Annotated in this window: 12 protein-coding genes; 11 read left to right on the forward strand and 1 reads right to left on the reverse strand. The window is 44.1% G+C overall.

Features of this window, described 5'->3' with window-relative positions:
- Window positions 1-56: 56 nt before the first annotated feature.
- The 8 genes from dhaL (at window position 57) to DW091_RS04660 (ending at window position 7,824) form a co-directional block, all read left to right on the forward strand.
- A complete protein-coding gene (dhaL, locus tag DW091_RS04625) occupies window positions 57-698 on the forward strand; it encodes a dihydroxyacetone kinase subunit DhaL (RefSeq protein WP_058693810.1) in 642 nt (213 codons plus the stop codon).
- A gap of 3 nt (window positions 699-701) precedes the next feature.
- Window positions 702-1,085, forward strand: a complete 384-nt coding sequence (gene dhaM, locus DW091_RS04630) for a dihydroxyacetone kinase phosphoryl donor subunit DhaM (RefSeq protein ID WP_013381369.1) — start codon at window positions 702-704, stop codon at window positions 1,083-1,085.
- Window positions 1,086-1,254: 169 nt separating this feature from the next.
- The gene (locus DW091_RS04635) at window positions 1,255-2,646 is read left to right on the forward strand and encodes a VanZ family protein (protein WP_158577825.1); all 1,392 of its coding nucleotides are present in this window, start codon (window positions 1,255-1,257) and stop codon (window positions 2,644-2,646) included.
- Window positions 2,647-2,830: 184 nt separating this feature from the next.
- The gene (locus DW091_RS04640; protein ID WP_224168742.1) at window positions 2,831-4,705 is read left to right on the forward strand and encodes a nucleoside-diphosphate sugar epimerase/dehydratase; all 1,875 of its coding nucleotides are present in this window, start codon (window positions 2,831-2,833) and stop codon (window positions 4,703-4,705) included.
- Between the two features lie 120 nt (window positions 4,706-4,825).
- Window positions 4,826-5,536, forward strand: a complete 711-nt coding sequence (locus tag DW091_RS04645) for a Wzz/FepE/Etk N-terminal domain-containing protein (RefSeq protein WP_058693812.1) — start codon at window positions 4,826-4,828, stop codon at window positions 5,534-5,536.
- Window positions 5,536-6,270, forward strand: coding sequence for a CpsD/CapB family tyrosine-protein kinase (locus DW091_RS04650; protein WP_074617614.1), 735 nt, complete (start codon window positions 5,536-5,538; stop codon window positions 6,268-6,270). The genes DW091_RS04645 and DW091_RS04650 overlap by 1 nt, the downstream gene beginning before the upstream one ends.
- Before the next feature lie 12 nt (window positions 6,271-6,282).
- Entirely contained in the window at window positions 6,283-7,104 is an 822-nt protein-coding gene (locus DW091_RS04655; protein WP_096920433.1) for a CpsB/CapC family capsule biosynthesis tyrosine phosphatase, read from the forward strand.
- Window positions 7,105-7,824, forward strand: coding sequence for a hypothetical protein (locus DW091_RS04660; RefSeq protein WP_096920434.1), 720 nt, complete (start codon window positions 7,105-7,107; stop codon window positions 7,822-7,824).
- 59 nt (window positions 7,825-7,883) lie between these two features.
- Here DW091_RS04660 and DW091_RS04665 read toward each other — a convergent pair whose 3' ends face one another.
- Complete coding sequence (locus DW091_RS04665; protein WP_118517527.1) at window positions 7,884-8,825, reverse strand: LCP family protein; 942 nt, start codon at window positions 8,823-8,825, stop codon at window positions 7,884-7,886.
- 220 nt (window positions 8,826-9,045) lie between these two features.
- Between DW091_RS04665 and DW091_RS04670 the strand changes: the two genes are divergently transcribed.
- Genes DW091_RS04670 through pyk form a run of 3 tightly spaced genes read left to right on the forward strand, consistent with a single transcriptional unit; the run spans window position 9,046 to window position 15,311 of the window.
- Window positions 9,046-12,564, forward strand: coding sequence for a DNA polymerase III subunit alpha (locus DW091_RS04670; protein ID WP_118517528.1), 3,519 nt, complete (start codon window positions 9,046-9,048; stop codon window positions 12,562-12,564).
- Window positions 12,561-13,517, forward strand: a complete 957-nt coding sequence (gene pfkA, locus DW091_RS04675) for a 6-phosphofructokinase (RefSeq protein ID WP_058693818.1) — start codon at window positions 12,561-12,563, stop codon at window positions 13,515-13,517. Before DW091_RS04670 ends, pfkA begins: the two co-directional genes overlap by 4 nt.
- A gap of 51 nt (window positions 13,518-13,568) precedes the next feature.
- On the forward strand, window positions 13,569-15,311 hold the full coding sequence (gene pyk, locus DW091_RS04680; RefSeq protein WP_058693819.1) for a pyruvate kinase: 1,743 nt from the start codon (window positions 13,569-13,571) through the stop codon (window positions 15,309-15,311).
- Window positions 15,312-15,354: the final 43 nt, after the last annotated feature.

The raw sequence follows: 15,354 nt of genomic DNA on the forward strand, positions 1-15,354 counted from the left end.
CGGAACCTCCGGCTCTGTGTCTTTGTGTTTCTTTTAATAGTAGAAAGGAATTAATTATGGCAGCAACAAAAGAAAATGTATTAACTTTTATTCACCTGTTTAATGATAAAATGCAGGAACACCGTCAGGCTTTGACCGATATGGATCAGGCCATCGGTGATGGCGACCACGGTATTAACATGAGCCGCGGCATGAAAGCCGTTGAAGAAAAATTACCGACTTTTGAAGAAAAAAATATTGACGATATCTTAAAGGGTGTTGGCATGACATTGGTTTCCACTGTCGGCGGAGCTTCTGGCCCGTTATACGGCACTGCTTTCATGAAAGCTGGAATGACTTCCAAGGGAAAAGATGAACTGACCGCCGAGGATATCAGCGCAGCTCTGGAAGCCGCCATTGAGGGAATTAAGCAGCGCGGTAAGTCCACCACTGGTGAAAAAACCATGCTCGACGCCATTGTGCCGGCTAAAGAAGCCTATGACAAAGCGGTTGGGGAAGGAAAAAGCATCGCCGCCGCACTGGCGGACGCTGAAGCCGCTGCGTGGGACGGCGTTGAATACACCAAGACAATTATTGCGACTAAAGGCCGCGCAAGCTATCTGGGTGAACGCAGCATCGGACATCAGGACCCTGGAGCAACCTCCATTACCTATTTAATTCAGGCAGCGAAAGAAGCCGGAGAACAGGCCGGAGCGTAAACCATGGTAGGAATCGTTGTTGTTTCACACTCACAGAAAGTAGCGGAAGGTGCAAAGGAACTGGCGCTGCAGATGGCAGCCGATGCGAAAATTGCGGCGGCAGGCGGCCTTCAGGATGGCAGCATTGGTACAGATATGGAAAAAATTACCAATGCGATCAACGAAGTTATGTCCGACGATGGCGTTATTATGCTGGTCGATATGGGATCAGCCATCATGACTTCTGAAATGGCCATTGAAATGTCTGACAATCCTGAAAAGATTAAAATCGTCGATACACCTGTTGTTGAGGGAACGATTTTTGGAGCTGTCGAAGCTTCAATCGGATCTTCAATGGAACAGATTATGGATGTTTTGGCACAGGCTAAGACACAGCCAAAATTCTAGCTGATTTATTGTAGGAATGTTAAGGACTGTACAGTTAAGTACGGTCCTTTTTCTTTTTATGAACTGGAATCAAAAAGTCGTTGTTCTTGAAACGCCCTTAAAAATATGATACTATTGTAAAAATATGAGACAAAAATATATTGTTGAAAAGGATGAGGATGAGCATCATATGAATGAAAAGCAAAAAAAAGTAGTTCTCTGGATAAGCGTGGTTGTGTGGATGGGCGTTATCTTCATGTTTTCTGCACAGAATTCCACAGAATCATCCTCCTTAAGCGGAAGTGTGGTCGGGGCCATTCTCCATGCCATTAAGACCGTTTTTCCAGATATACGACAGGTACAGCTGAATCATCTGCAATTGTGGATCAGTTTTTTTATCAGAAAGGCAGCGCACGCGTCTATTTATTTTATTCTAGGCATATTAGTATACACTGCAATTGGAAAAAAAGTCAGCCGAAAAAAGCGTTTTTTGATGGCTGTCGCGGTTTGTTTCCTTTATGCGTGCACCGATGAGTTCCATCAGCGTTTTGTTCCAGGCAGAAGCTGTGAATTCAGAGATGTATGTATTGATACCACTGGAGCCCTTTTAGGGATCAGTTTTGTCATTTTTATCAACTGGGTAAGGCGCATCAAAGATGGAAGGCCATGGAAAGAAGCCATCCGCGATATCCGTATCCACGGAATTCTCTGGGGGATTGCCGGCGTCATCTTTGTGATTATTTTATGCTGCCTTTACCTGTATCTCGGTAAGAATTTTCTGGTGACAACAAAGTATACCATGAAATCATCGGATGTGCCAGAAGCCTTTGATGGTTATAAAATACTACAGATATCGGATTTTCACTCGAAAAAATTTTCGGATAATAACGAGGGGCTGGCAAGGACGATTAATGAATTGGAGCCAGATATTATTGTGGCGACCGGTGATATGCTCAATGCCGCTCAGGATGATGACGGAGAGGTGTTTCTGGAACTGATCCCCAAGATAGATCCGGATATTCCGATTTATTACACAGCAGGCAATCATGAGACCGTTGATGAAATAACAGATCCTAAAAGTGCCGGCGTATATTTTGAAAATATTGCAGAGCTGGGCGTTACTCGTCTGGAAAATGAGAAGATCGTTTTGAGTAAAGATGGTGAGAGCATTGACCTGTATGGTTTGGAAATAGAAATGACCTATTACAGAGACCGAAGAAACCCGGATTTCGATAAGCTCAAGCTGACATCAGAGCATATTGGCGAATTGATTGGTTCTGCGGAGGATTCACGGTTTGTGGCTCTGATGGCCCATAACCCACTTTACTTTGAAGCTTATGCCGACTGGGGAGCAGACCTGACATTAGCAGGCCATGTTCATGGCGGGATGATTTATGTGCCTTTTAAAGGGGGAATGTTTTCTCCAGAGTATAGTCTTTGGCCGCAGTACTATGCAGGGGACTATCACATAAATAATAAGGTTATGTTTGTGAACCGAGGGATTGGCAGCAGCGGAACCATACCGGTCCGCATCCTCGACAACCCGGAGGTATGCTTAATTACCCTGGAAAAGATTCAATAAAATGTGTTCTCAATATTCGACAATGCTGTTAAAATTAACAGCACAAAAAATAGATGATTTATAAAATAAAAAATTGATTTATTGGTTGTTTAATAGTATAATCACTTATAAATAAATTAATTAGAAGGCATTATTGATTAAAACAATAATGCTTTTAATATGTCTGAGAACATGGGAGAAGTTAATGAAAAAAGATTCCAAGGATATGGCAGTACGCGTCGCATTCCTGATTTTCTTAGATGCTGTGGTACTTTTTTTATCCTATTTATTTGCGTTTTTGCTGACCTACAATTTCAAAATCCCTTTTAATTTTGTCAGTGGTGCGCGTTGGTTTTTAGCCATGGGGATCGGCATCAAGGTGGTCGTTTTTTTCATCACTGGCATGTACAATACCCTTTGGCGCTATGCAAGCATTGAGGAGCTCTGGCAGATAACTTTTTCTGTTATTCTTGCAAATATTCTGACTTTTGTATTGTATTTTGCCATTGGCGCCGGAATTCCGACGACCGTTCAGATTCTGTCATTTGTATTTGATTTGATCATGGTCGGTGCGATCCGTATTTTCTACCGAACGGGGAGACGTATAAAACAGGGTGTCGGAGGTAAAGGCAACTGCAGGAATGTCCTGATTGTGGGGGCAGGCGAAGCAGGTATCAAGATTCTGAGAGAGTTGGCGGCAGGCGAGATGAAAAGCTATGTCGTTGGTTTTGTAGATGACAATGTTTATAAACAGAAAAAGAAAATCAATGGTCTGACAGTTTTAGGCGGAAGAGATGATATTCCTGAAATTGTTGAGGATGAACAGGTTAACGAAATTATTATCGCACTGCCGTCTGTTCCTAAAAAGGAAATGAATGAGATTGCGGAGATATGCCATAAAACAGGACGTCCTGTCCGTGTTTTGCCGAGCTTCGATGATATCCTGAATTATGACGTCAGCCTCAGTAAGCTGAGAGACCTACAGATAGAGGATTTATTAGACCGGGATGAAATCCATCTGGATAAAAGCGTTATTTCTGAGTTTATCAGGGGCAAGGTGGTCTTGGTGACCGGTGGAGCAGGCTCGATTGGCTCCGAGCTCTGTCGCCAGATCATCAAGTATCAGCCGAAACAGCTTGTTATACTTGATATTTATGAGAACACGCTGTATTATTTGGAACTCGAGCTGCGCCGCTATATCCATGAGCTGGAAATTGAAAGTGGCTACGGTATACGCCTGGACCTGGAGATTACCAGTATTCGCGATAAGGTCAGTGTTGACAGCTTGTTTGAACGTTACCGTCCGCAGGTGGTCTTTCATGCGGCGGCGCATAAACATGTCCCACTGATGGAAAAAACGCCGAAAGAAGCCGTGAAAAACAACATTTTTGGTACAAGAAATGTTTTGGACGCCTGTGTTGAATATCAAGTCGAAAAATTTGTACAGATATCCACAGACAAGGCTGTCAAGCCCACCAATGTGATGGGAACGACCAAACGGGTCTGTGAAATGCTGATTCAGCTTTACGATCAGCATCATCAAACGGAATTTGTCGCTGTGCGTTTTGGAAATGTTCTCGGAAGCAATGGCAGCGTTATTCCTATATTTAAAGAACAAATTGCAAACGGGGGGCCGCTGACAGTGACTCATCCTGACATAGAGCGGTTTTTTATGACCATTCCCGAGGCCACGCAGCTGGTGCTCCAGGCTGGCAGCATTGCACACGGTGGAGAAATCTTTGTGCTGGATATGGGGGAACCGGTGAAAATCAAGGATTTGGCTGAGCGTATGGTCCGTCTCTCGGGTTACGAACCTTATACAGAGATGCCGATTGTCTTTTCGGGTCTGAGACCAGGGGAAAAACTGTATGAAGAGCTTTCTTATGATATGGCAGAATTTGATAAAACACGGTATAAGGATATTTTTGTTGAAAAACCAGAAGTTTTTGATGAAATCATAATATGTGATGAGCTTGAAAAATTGAAACAAATTGTTGATGGCGGGACGATGGACGAGGTGATTGACCAGTTGAAAATAATCGTTCCAGACTATCATCCTAACCGTGAAACTAATATTTAAAAAGAGATACAAGGAATATAAAAATTCCTTGTATCTCTTTCTCTTTTAAGTTATAATTGTTTTTGTTATAATAAAATAGTTATAATTTAAAGTATATAAAATAATGAAGGGAAAATTTTGATGGAAGAGATTAGTTTACATGACATACTGGATATGTTAAAGGAAAACTGGAAATTTATTGTCATTTTAACCTTGTGTTTTATGATTGTGGTTTCAGTGTTTACCATCTTTTTTATGAACAAAGAGTACAGCAGTTACACAACGTTAATGATCGGTAAATCAGAGGGTTACTCCGATACAAATGCAAATGCGAACTACAATGAAGTCTTGACGAACCAGAAATTGGTCGGCACTTATAGTGAAATTGCAAAAAGTAAGAGTGTTGTCTCAGAGGTTGAAAATAATCTGAACCTTGATTTAAGCGATGGACAGCTCTCTAAAATGATTGATGTCACCACTGTTAATGATACGGAGCTGATTAAGATTACCGTCACAGATGAGGATCCTGTTGAGGCAGCCAACATTGCTAATGAAACAGCGAAAGTGTTCATGTCCAATATTGGTGAATTGATGAAAATCAGCAACTTGCAGGTAGTCGACGCGGCAGAGGTCAATTCAACTCCCGTTTCTCCGAATTTAAAGCTGAATGTTGCGATTGCCTTTTTACTCGGTATTGTTGTGAGTGTTTTTATTATCTTTATCCGAGAAATGCTCAATACCAGCGTTAAGTCTGTTGATGAACTAAAAGAACTTATTGATGGGGTACCGGTTGTTGCGGTTATACCACATTCTGAAGAGCTTATGACCCATTCTGAAGGAGGTAAAAGATAATGAAGGATTCCATAATTACCTATAAATCTCCTAAGGATCCAATTTCTGAAGCCTTCAGGAATATGCGTACCAACATAACCTTTGCTGATATTGATGAGGAGCTGAGGGTCCTTACGATAACAAGTACGGGTAAAGGTGAAGGAAAGTCGACGATTATTGCAAACTATGCGGTTGCCCTTGCCCAGTCAAAAAAGAAAGTGCTTTTGATTGACTGTGACCTGCGCCGCCCCAGAATCCACCGTTTATTCGAGCAACCTAATAAACGAGGGCTGACAAATGTACTTTTAAGAGAATGTGAGCCAACAGAAGCGATTCAGACAACTGATGTTGAGAATCTTTTCATTATTTCTTCAGGTCCTATCCCGCCGAATCCTTCGGAAATTCTGGCCAGCAAGCGGCTCATTGAGTTAATTAACCAGTTTAAACTGGCCTTTGACTATATTTTGATTGACGCACCGCCTGTTGGTGTTGTAACAGACGCCGCGGTTCTTTCGCATGTAACAGATGGTTACATCGTAGTTGCGGCGATCAGCGTCACCAATAAGGAAGGGGTGCGTTTGGCCCTTGAAACACTGCGCAACGTCAATGGAAATATTGTCGGTGTTGTGGCGAATAATGCGCCGGTAAGCAAGCGGAGCGGATATTATTATTACTACAGTGCTTACGAAGAAGACCAACATCAAAGCAAGAAAGAGAAGAAGCAGCGGAAAATTAAAGAAAAAAGAGGAAAGTAAGGGGCAGACAGTATGATTGATATACACACGCATGTGCTATACGGTATCGATGATGGTTCCCCAACAATTGAGAACAGCCTTGAGATGCTTAGAGTTGCGGAGCGGATAGGTTTCCGCGGCGTTGTTTTAACACCACATTACATGAGCTATACGAATTTTGTTTCCAGAGTTGCTGAGAACAAAAAAAGATTGAAGGCTTTGATAAAAGCAGTTGCGGAAGAAAATATCAATATACAGCTGTTTTTGGGAAATGAGCTCTATTATGAACCAGATATGATACAGATGGTTGAGACAGGTGAGTTTACCACCCTGAACAAAAGCAACTATTTTTTAGTGGAAACCATGCGGCATGATTCGAGTGTCGAACATTTGCAGGAGTTTCTTTACCGATTACAGGCAAAGGGATACTCAACGATTTTAGCGCATCCTGAAAGATATGATTTTGTCAGAGAAAATCCTAATATATTATTGGACTTTATGGATAAAGGAACTTATATACAGACAAACGCATTAAGCTTGACAGGCTTTTATGGCAGTGCTTCTAAAGAGACGGCTGAGATCATGCTGGAGCACAATATGGTTCAGTTTCTGGCCAGCGACGCACACCGTGTCAAGAGCTATGAGCTGATGGAAAGAGCATTGGATCGTGCAGAAGAAATTGTCGGACGTAAAGAATTTGAACAAATTATGAATTTGAATCCAGCAATTGTTCTTGGTAATAGAGGGACGATTCAGTGCAGTCCGATCGAATACAGCCCTAAGAAAAAACATCATTTTTTCCCTTCATTTAAGAAGTCTGGTAAAAAACGTTTAGGAGGGGTGGGAATTCAGTAAATGAAACATGTAAAAAATACAGTGATTGTTATTCTGTTTGTGGTGTTTTGCGTCATTATTGTATATGGTTTAAAAACCTGGAATAATGATGGCAAAAAGAAAGTCGCAGCGAATGCGAACCAGCCGTCTACCAGCGTACAAAGCACGGATAAAACCACGGCTCCAACGATTACGATCACCTCAAATAATCTTTTTAATGAAAACAATGTGACAAACAGCGATGTATCTGTCGCGTTTAAGACTTCCGGTTTAAAGGATGCTTTCGTCAACGGAATATCTTTGAACGATCCACAGTCACAGGAAAAGGTAACAGAGGCTCTGCTGTCAAACCCGGGTAATTATGAGATCATTGTCGAAGACAATAATGGCAGCAAAGCCGTTCTAAGGTTTTCAATTGATCCGAATGTGGTTATCGCTGAAGAAGGCGGAAAAAAGGCTTCTGATATTAAATCTGAGCCCTACACGGGTGAAGTAGCGCAGATACAGGGCCCTGTAATCACTGCACAGACACCGGCGGGGCTTACAAATGGAGGAACCGTCAGTTCTGAGTTTGTAACGCTGGCTTACAGCAGCCCGGAACAGATTACTTCTGTTACGCTTGACGGCGAGGCAATGGAGATCATTGGCACAGTGACTAGCTATATGTCTGGAAAACATACAGTGGTGGTTACAGACAGTAAGGGAGCAAGCTCGACCTTTACCTTTACAAATAATTATTAAAGATATAAAAAAAGAACACCCAACACGGTGTTCTTTTTTTATTTTTATATCAGCCTCTATTAAACGCTTTGATCCTGAAAGATATAGGCGTCCATTTTTTCACGAACAGTTGGGATATCAAATACCAGATAATACACACCGTCGATCATCTGACCATTGGCGTCATCATCCTGTGGGAAGCGGTTCTGCTTAATGCCCTGTTTCGCCAGCGCGCCATATTTGGTAGTCATATCAAGCATTTCCTGATTAGAGAGGCTGGTGGTAATATAAGGTGCAAGATCACTGATCAAACCCGGGTAGCTGGTTACAGGCTGCTGGATCATTTTTACGACAAGGGCGTTTAAGACGGTCCGTTGGCGTTCAGTTCGCTTAAAATCATTGCCGCTGGCATAGCGGATTCTGGAATAAGCCAAGGCCTGCTCGCCCGTTAAGAGCTGGGTGCCCGACTGGTACAGCCCGGGAATCTGTCCGGTCGCGATTTCTTCATCTGTGATGTCAATGCTAACGCCGCCAAGCATATCGATGATTTCAGGCATTGAGGTAAAATTGACAGACATAAAGTCTGTAATATTCAGCCCGAAATTTTCGTTGAGCGTGCGGATTGCAAGCTCAGGGCCGCCAAAAGCATAGGCATGGTTGATTTTGTCCATGCCGTGTCCTGCAATGTCGACATAAGAGTCACGCATGACAGAGGTCAGCTTGATGCGGTTGTGGACATTGTCTAAAGTCAGGATCATGATCGAGTCAGAACGGCCGGTTTCGCCTTCGGCGGCATCGATGCCGTAAAGGGCAATATTGACAATCTCACCATTTTTGTTTTCAGTAATGCCCAAATCCTGAGCGTTATCTGAAATATCAACCTTGTCCATTTTGTTCATCGTATTCTGGATGTATGAGTAGGCGTATAAGCCCCCGCCCAAAATAAGAGCGAAAATGATGGCTACGATAATCAAAGCTACTTTTTTTCCGGTGCCCATGCCGCCGGTTTTGTTTTTTCCCATATAAAAAGACACTCCTTATTTATTTTATAATTGATAATTATACCATATCTCTACTGCGCTTGCTATTATAATTCAAATTATTTAACAGGAACTTTAAAAAATGCAATTGTAACCGGGAACAATATTATCCATCTGGGACAATAGGGGGTGTATTTTGTTTTCGTAATGTGATATAATATGAGAAATTATTGGAAAATAACAGAGAAAGGAGGGAATCCAGATCGAATCTGAATTTACACATTTACATGTCCACAGTGAGTTTAGCCTTTTAGATGGTTTTGGAAGAATTAAGCAGCTCGTGAAAGAAGCAAAGGATTTGAAAATGAAAAGTCTCGCGCTTACGGACCATGGGGTGCTTTTTGGCGCGGTCGATTTTTACAAAGCCTGCCTGGAGGAAGGCATCAAGCCGCTTATTGGTTGCGAGGTCTATGTTTCGCCCCGCCGTCTTGACCAGAAGGAAGGTAACATTGATACCAATCCCTATCATCTGGTACTGCTTGCCGAAAATAACGATGGTTATAAAAACCTGATGAAAGTCGTATCGGAAGGCTTTATTGATGGATTTTACTATAAACCCAGGGTTGATCATGACTATTTAAGAAGGCATCATGAAGGCATCATCTGCCTGTCAGCCTGTATTGGCGGGGAAATTCCAAGGCTGATCATTGAAGGGCAGTTGCAGAAAGCAAACGAAATCTGCCAGATGTATCAGGATATTTTCGGTAAGGGAAATTTCTTCCTTGAAATACAAGATCACCGCATGCAGAAGGAAGCGCAGGTCAATGAGGTGCTCATCGATTTTTCTAAAAAATATGATATTCCTCTGGTAGCGACCAATGATGTTCATTATGTCCGTAAAGAGGATGCCGAAGCCCATGATGTGCTTTTGTGTATCCAGACAGCTGCTTCTGTGGATGATAAGGAGCGGATGCGGTTTCCAAATGATGAATTTTATCTGAAATCCTCGGATGAAATGTCCCGGTTATTTATTGATGTGCCGGAAGCCATTGAGAATACCAACAAAATTGCAGAGCGCTGCAATGTGAGCTTTGACCTTGAAAGCGCTCATTTGCCAGAGTTTGAGCTCCCAGAGGGGGAAAGCTCTGCGGGCGACTATCTGAGAAAGCTTTGTGAAACAGGCCTTAAGGAGCGGTATCAGGAGCTCACGCCGGAAATAAAGGAACGCATGGATTATGAGCTCGACGTTATCCACTCTATGGGCTTTGACAATTATTTTCTGGTGGTCTGGGATTTTATTAAGTACGCCAAGGATCATGACATCATGGTTGGGCCTGGCCGGGGGTCTGCAGCAGGAAGCCTCGTGGCCTACGGGCTGGACATTACGACCCTGGACCCCCTGAAATACAATCTTCTGTTTGAACGTTTTTTAAATCCTGAACGAATCACGATGCCGGATATCGACTGCGATTTCTGTTATGAACGAAGACAGGAAGTCATTGATTATGTTATCAGGAAATATGGCGCAGATCATGTGGCCCAGATTATTACCTTTGGTACCATGGCCGCCAGAGGTGCGGTGCGCGATGTGGGAAGAGCCTTGAATATGCCCTACAATGCAGTAGATAAGGTGGCCAAGGAAATTCCAATGCACCCCGGACAGAATATTACGATTGAAAAGGCTTTGGAAGAAAACAGCGAGCTGCGAAAGATGAAGGAAAACGATCCAGAGGTTTCCAAGCTTCTGGATATGGCCGAATCCATGGAGGGGCTGGCCCGCCATGCCTCCACCCATGCGGCAGGTGTAGTTATTTCAGATAAGCCGCTGATGGAATATGTGCCGCTCTACAGAAACGGAGACATGATTACCACTCAGTTTCCCATGGGACTCCTGGAGGACCTTGGGCTTATAAAGATGGACTTCCTGGGCCTGAGAACCCTTACGGTTATCCGGGACGCTCTCGAAAATATAAAACACAGCCAGGGGAAAGAGATCAATTTAGACAATATTGATCTCGAGGATTCCAAGGTTTACAAGATGCTATCCAAGGGTGATACTCTGGGGGTATTTCAGCTTGAAAGTAAAGGGATGATCGCGTTTATGCGTGATCTGCAGCCAGAGCATTTCGAAGACATCATTGCCGGTATTTCCCTTTACCGCCCTGGCCCCATGGATCAGATACCAAGATATATTGAAAATAAAAAAAGTCCGGAGGCAATCACCTATCTGCACCCGATTTTGGAACCGATTCTGAACGTTACCTACGGATGTATGGTTTATCAGGAACAGGTTATGCAGATATTCAGAGATGTGGCAGGCTTTACCATGGGCAGAAGTGATCTGGTCCGCCGTGCCATGTCGAAAAAGAAAATTGATGTCATGGACCAGGAAGGTGAGGTTTTCATCCACGGCGAGGTGGATGAAAACGGCGTGTCTATCATCGACGGCGCAGTACACCGGGGCGTGCCGGAAAACGTGGCAAAGCAGATATATGCGGAGATGAAGGATTTTGCCAAGTACGCCTTTAATAAATCACATGCCGCGGCCTATGCGGTTATTGCCTACCAGACAGCCTGGCTGAAATGCTATTACCCCACAGAATTTATGGCGGCCTTAATGTCTTCTGTGATGGATGATGAAAAAAAGGTATCCAAATATATCGAGGACTGTCGTAAAAATGACATCAAGGTGCTGCCGCCGGATGTGAATGTCAGCTATGATAAGTTTTCTGTAAAGAACAACAAGATATGCTTTGGCTTAGGCGCCATTAAGGGACTTGGGAAAAATGCCATCGTGTCGATTGTAAATGCCAGAGAGAGTGGCGGCCCGTTCAAGGGCTTTCGGGATTTCTGTGAGAAAGTCGATTTAAAAGCCTTGAATAAACGCATGGTGGAAGGCCTGATTAAAAGTGGCGCCTTTGACTATACCGGAAGCACCCGCGCTCAGCTTTTGCTTGGCGCAGAGCGGATGGTGGACCAGGTGCAGCGCGAAAAACGCGACCGCCTTGCCGGCCAGATATCCTTGTTGGATTTTGGCGGGAACAGCAGCCTGAAGGAAGACTTTCTGCCTGATGTGGCGCCCTTTACCAAGGAGCAGCGGCTGGCGTTGGAGAAAGAGGTGCTCGGCCTGTATGTTACGGGGCACCCCCTCGAAAAGTATGAGAATACCTTAAAAGAAAAGACAAACCTTAACAGCAGTATGCTTGACAGCTATGAAGACCTGAGAGATTCTGGAATCAGAGACGGCGGGGCAGTGATTATTGGCGGACTCATCGATGACATCAAAAATCAGATTACCCGCAATGGCAAGCTGATGGCTTTTATGACACTGGAAGATTTATACGGCCGCCTGGAGGTGGTTGTATTCCCCAATACATTGGAGAAATACCGTCCTCTCCTGACTGTGGACCATGCGGTGATTGTGAGAGGTAAAATAAATTATAATGAAGAAATGAATGTTTCTGTTATCTGCGAACAGGTCTATCCTCTCAGCCTGAAAGCGGATATTCCGCAGGTGAAAGAGGAAAGAACAGTGTATGCACCGTCTGAACAGAAGGAGAAGCTGGTCATTCATTTTACAGATTTTACACAAAAGCCCTTGCTAAAAGAGATCAAATCCGTTTTAATGAAAACACCGGGTCAAGTGCCAGTGGAGCTGCATTTTGAAAAAGAACATAAAAAATTTGGCGCAGATAAAAACCTTTGGGTGAGCGTCTGTGATGAATTAATAAATAACCTGGAAGCAATTCTAGGGCAGAATAAAGTGGAGGTACTCAAATGAAAATTGGTATTTTAACGAGTGGTGGTGACGCACCAGGAATGAACGCGGCGATCCGGGCAGTTGTCCGGACAGCCATTTATCATAAAATTGATGTTTACGGCATCAATCGCGGCTATGCAGGCCTGCTGGATAAAGATATCAGCCCATTAAATGTCTATTCAGTCGCAGATATTCTGCAAAAGGGTGGTACCATTTTAAGAACCTCCAGAAGTGAGTTTTTTCCGACCGAGGCAGGACAGAAGCGCGCAGCCGAGGTTTTGAGGGAGTATGGCATTGAACATCTGATTATCATCGGCGGAGACGGGAGCCTGAGCGGGGCACTGGCATTGAAAAAGCTGGGTGTGAGCGTTGTGGGGATTCCCGGGACCATTGATAATGACTTTGGCGCCAGTGATTTTACCATCGGCTTTGACACCGCTGTGACTACAGCCATTGAAGCCATTGGAAAAATCCGTGATACCACCTTTTCCCACAACCGGATCAACGTGGTGCAGGTCATGGGACGTACCTGCGGGGATATCGCTCTGTATGCAGGCTTCTCGGTTGGTGCAGAGGCATTGATCATCCCTGAAATTGAAACCAACCTTGAGGGAATCTGTGACCGGCTGCTGGCTGGCAAGGATCGTGGGAAGCTTCACAGCATCGTCATGCTGGCTGAAGGCTGCGGCAGCTACCGTGATTACTGCAAAAAAATTGAGGAATTGACACAGGTTACAACTAAAGGCACCAATTTAGGGTATATCCAAAGAGGTGGATCACCGTCTCATTTTGACCGCAATCTTGCAAGCTTTATGGGATATAAAGCGGTAGAAGCGATCGTTAATGACAATACCGGAAATGTTGTGGTACAGCGCAAGGGCGAGTACATCATGGTTCCCCTTGAGGAGGCGCTGGAAACACCAAAAGTTTTCCGTAAAGACATGTACAAAATTGCAAAGATCCTGTCGATTTAACGATTTAAGAAATTTGACATAAATATTAATATAAAGTGAGGTTATAACAGTATGAAAAAAACAAAAATGGTGTGTACCCTTGGGCCGGCATCCGATTCAAAAGAGATTTTAACCAAAATGATCCAGGGCGGGCTGAATGTAGCGCGTTTAAACTTTTCACACGGCAGCCATGAAGAGCATGCGGGAAGAATTCAGAGAATTAAAGAAGTGCGTAAAGAGCTGAACATTCCAGTCGCGCTGATGCTGGATACAAAAGGTCCGGAAATCCGTACCGGAGACTTAAAAGAAGGAAAAGTAACCCTTGAAACCGGTAAAAAAATTGTGCTGACCTCGGAACAGATCGAAGGGGATGCAGACCGTGTCAGTGTCAGCTATGAAGGGCTGCCGGATGACTTGTCAGTAGGAAATAAAATTCTGATTGACGACGGACTGATCGAACTGAATGTCGACCGCATTGATGGAACGGAAATCTATTGCAGTATCGACAACGGAGGTGTATTGGGCTCTAAAAAAAGCGTCAATATTCCAAATGTCGAAATTAATCTGCCGGGTTTGACACCTAAGGATGAAAGTGACTTAATCTTTGGGATCAAGCAGAAAGTCGACTTTGTCGCAGCGTCCTTTGTGCGCAAGCCGCAGGATGTTATTGCGATCCGTAAGGTACTCGAAAATAACGGCGGCGGAAATATCCAGATTATTTCCAAGATTGAAAACCGTGAAGGTGTTGAAAAAATCGACCGTATTTTAGCGGTTTCTGATGGTATTATGGTTGCCAGGGGGGACCTTGGTGTAGAAATCCCGGCTGAGGAAGTGCCATTGGTGCAGAAGAGCATCATTAAAAAATGTAATCTTCTGGGTAAACCGGTTATCACGGCCACACAGATGCTGGATTCCATGATCCGTAATCCAAGACCGACAAGAGCCGAAGTTGGTGATGTTGCCAACGCGGTATTTGACGGTACGGATGCGGTAATGCTTTCTGGCGAAACCGCAGCGGGTGCTTATCCGGTACAGGCGGTTGAAACCATGGCAAATATCGTGGAAAAAACAGAGCGTTCTGAAGAATACATTAACCGTCAAAAACCAGAGCACGGCGAACTGACCATCACCAATGCGGTTAGTGAAGCCGCTGTACAGATTGCGGCTAACCTGGATGCGACAGCTATTATTGCGGCGACCTCCTCTGGACATACACCGCGTATGCTGTCTAAATACCGCCCGGAATGTACAATTTTAGCTGTCAGTGATAAAGTATCCACTGTCCGCCGTTTAACCCTTTCCTGGGGTGTTTACTGCATGTATATGACAGAGCTCAGAGATACTGACTCCATGGTGCATGACTCGGTACAGGCGGCTGTAGAGCTGGGCGTTGTCAAAATTGGCGATCTGGCCGTTGTGGCGGCTGGCGTACCCCTTGGCGTACAGGGCAATACGAATATGATCAAAGTCCATACCGTGGGCAATGCGATTATGAGTGGTACCGGTATTGGTGATAAGCCGGTAACAGGCTATGCAAAACTGATCAATGAAGATAACGCTTCTGAATTCAAGGAAGGGGATATCCTGGTTGTCAAATCCTTATCGCCGGATATTTCGTGGATATTGGACAAGGCAGCGGCCATCATTACAGAAGAAGGCGGCCTGAGCTCCGAAGGCGCCATTGCCGGATTACACTATAATATTCCGGTAATCGTCGGCGTTGAAAAGGCCCTCGAAATCATCGGACATGGTAAGCTGATCTCCGTCGATCCGAAGCGCGGGATGGTTTATCAGGGTAAGGTTCGCATGGTTTAAGCAAAAAAATAAAAAAGCCTGCCGTTTTTGCAGGCTTTTTTTA

It is taken from the genome of Eubacterium sp. AM05-23 (assembly GCF_003477535.1).
Classification (GTDB): Bacteria; Bacillota; Clostridia; order Eubacteriales; family Eubacteriaceae; genus Eubacterium; species Eubacterium maltosivorans.

What these genes read in the sequence shown, in the direction of transcription:
- DW091_RS04655 (WP_096920433.1), top strand. Translation starts at nt 6,283, where the DNA reads ATGATTGATATACACACGCATGTGCTATACGGTATCGATGATGGTTCC.
- DW091_RS04650 (WP_074617614.1), top strand. Translation starts at nt 5,536, where the DNA reads ATGAAGGATTCCATAATTACCTATAAATCTCCTAAGGATCCAATTTCT.
- DW091_RS04665 (WP_118517527.1), bottom strand. Translation starts at nt 8,825, where the DNA reads ATGGGAAAAAACAAAACCGGCGGCATGGGCACCGGAAAAAAAGTAGCT.
- DW091_RS04645 (WP_058693812.1), top strand. Translation starts at nt 4,826, where the DNA reads ATGGAAGAGATTAGTTTACATGACATACTGGATATGTTAAAGGAAAAC.
- pfkA (WP_058693818.1), top strand. Translation starts at nt 12,561, where the DNA reads ATGAAAATTGGTATTTTAACGAGTGGTGGTGACGCACCAGGAATGAAC.
- dhaM (WP_013381369.1), top strand. Translation starts at nt 702, where the DNA reads ATGGTAGGAATCGTTGTTGTTTCACACTCACAGAAAGTAGCGGAAGGT.
- DW091_RS04635 (WP_158577825.1), top strand. Translation starts at nt 1,255, where the DNA reads ATGAATGAAAAGCAAAAAAAAGTAGTTCTCTGGATAAGCGTGGTTGTG.
- dhaL (WP_058693810.1), top strand. Translation starts at nt 57, where the DNA reads ATGGCAGCAACAAAAGAAAATGTATTAACTTTTATTCACCTGTTTAAT.
- pyk (WP_058693819.1), top strand. Translation starts at nt 13,569, where the DNA reads ATGAAAAAAACAAAAATGGTGTGTACCCTTGGGCCGGCATCCGATTCA.
- DW091_RS04640 (WP_224168742.1), top strand. Translation starts at nt 2,831, where the DNA reads ATGAAAAAAGATTCCAAGGATATGGCAGTACGCGTCGCATTCCTGATT.
- DW091_RS04660 (WP_096920434.1), top strand. Translation starts at nt 7,105, where the DNA reads ATGAAACATGTAAAAAATACAGTGATTGTTATTCTGTTTGTGGTGTTT.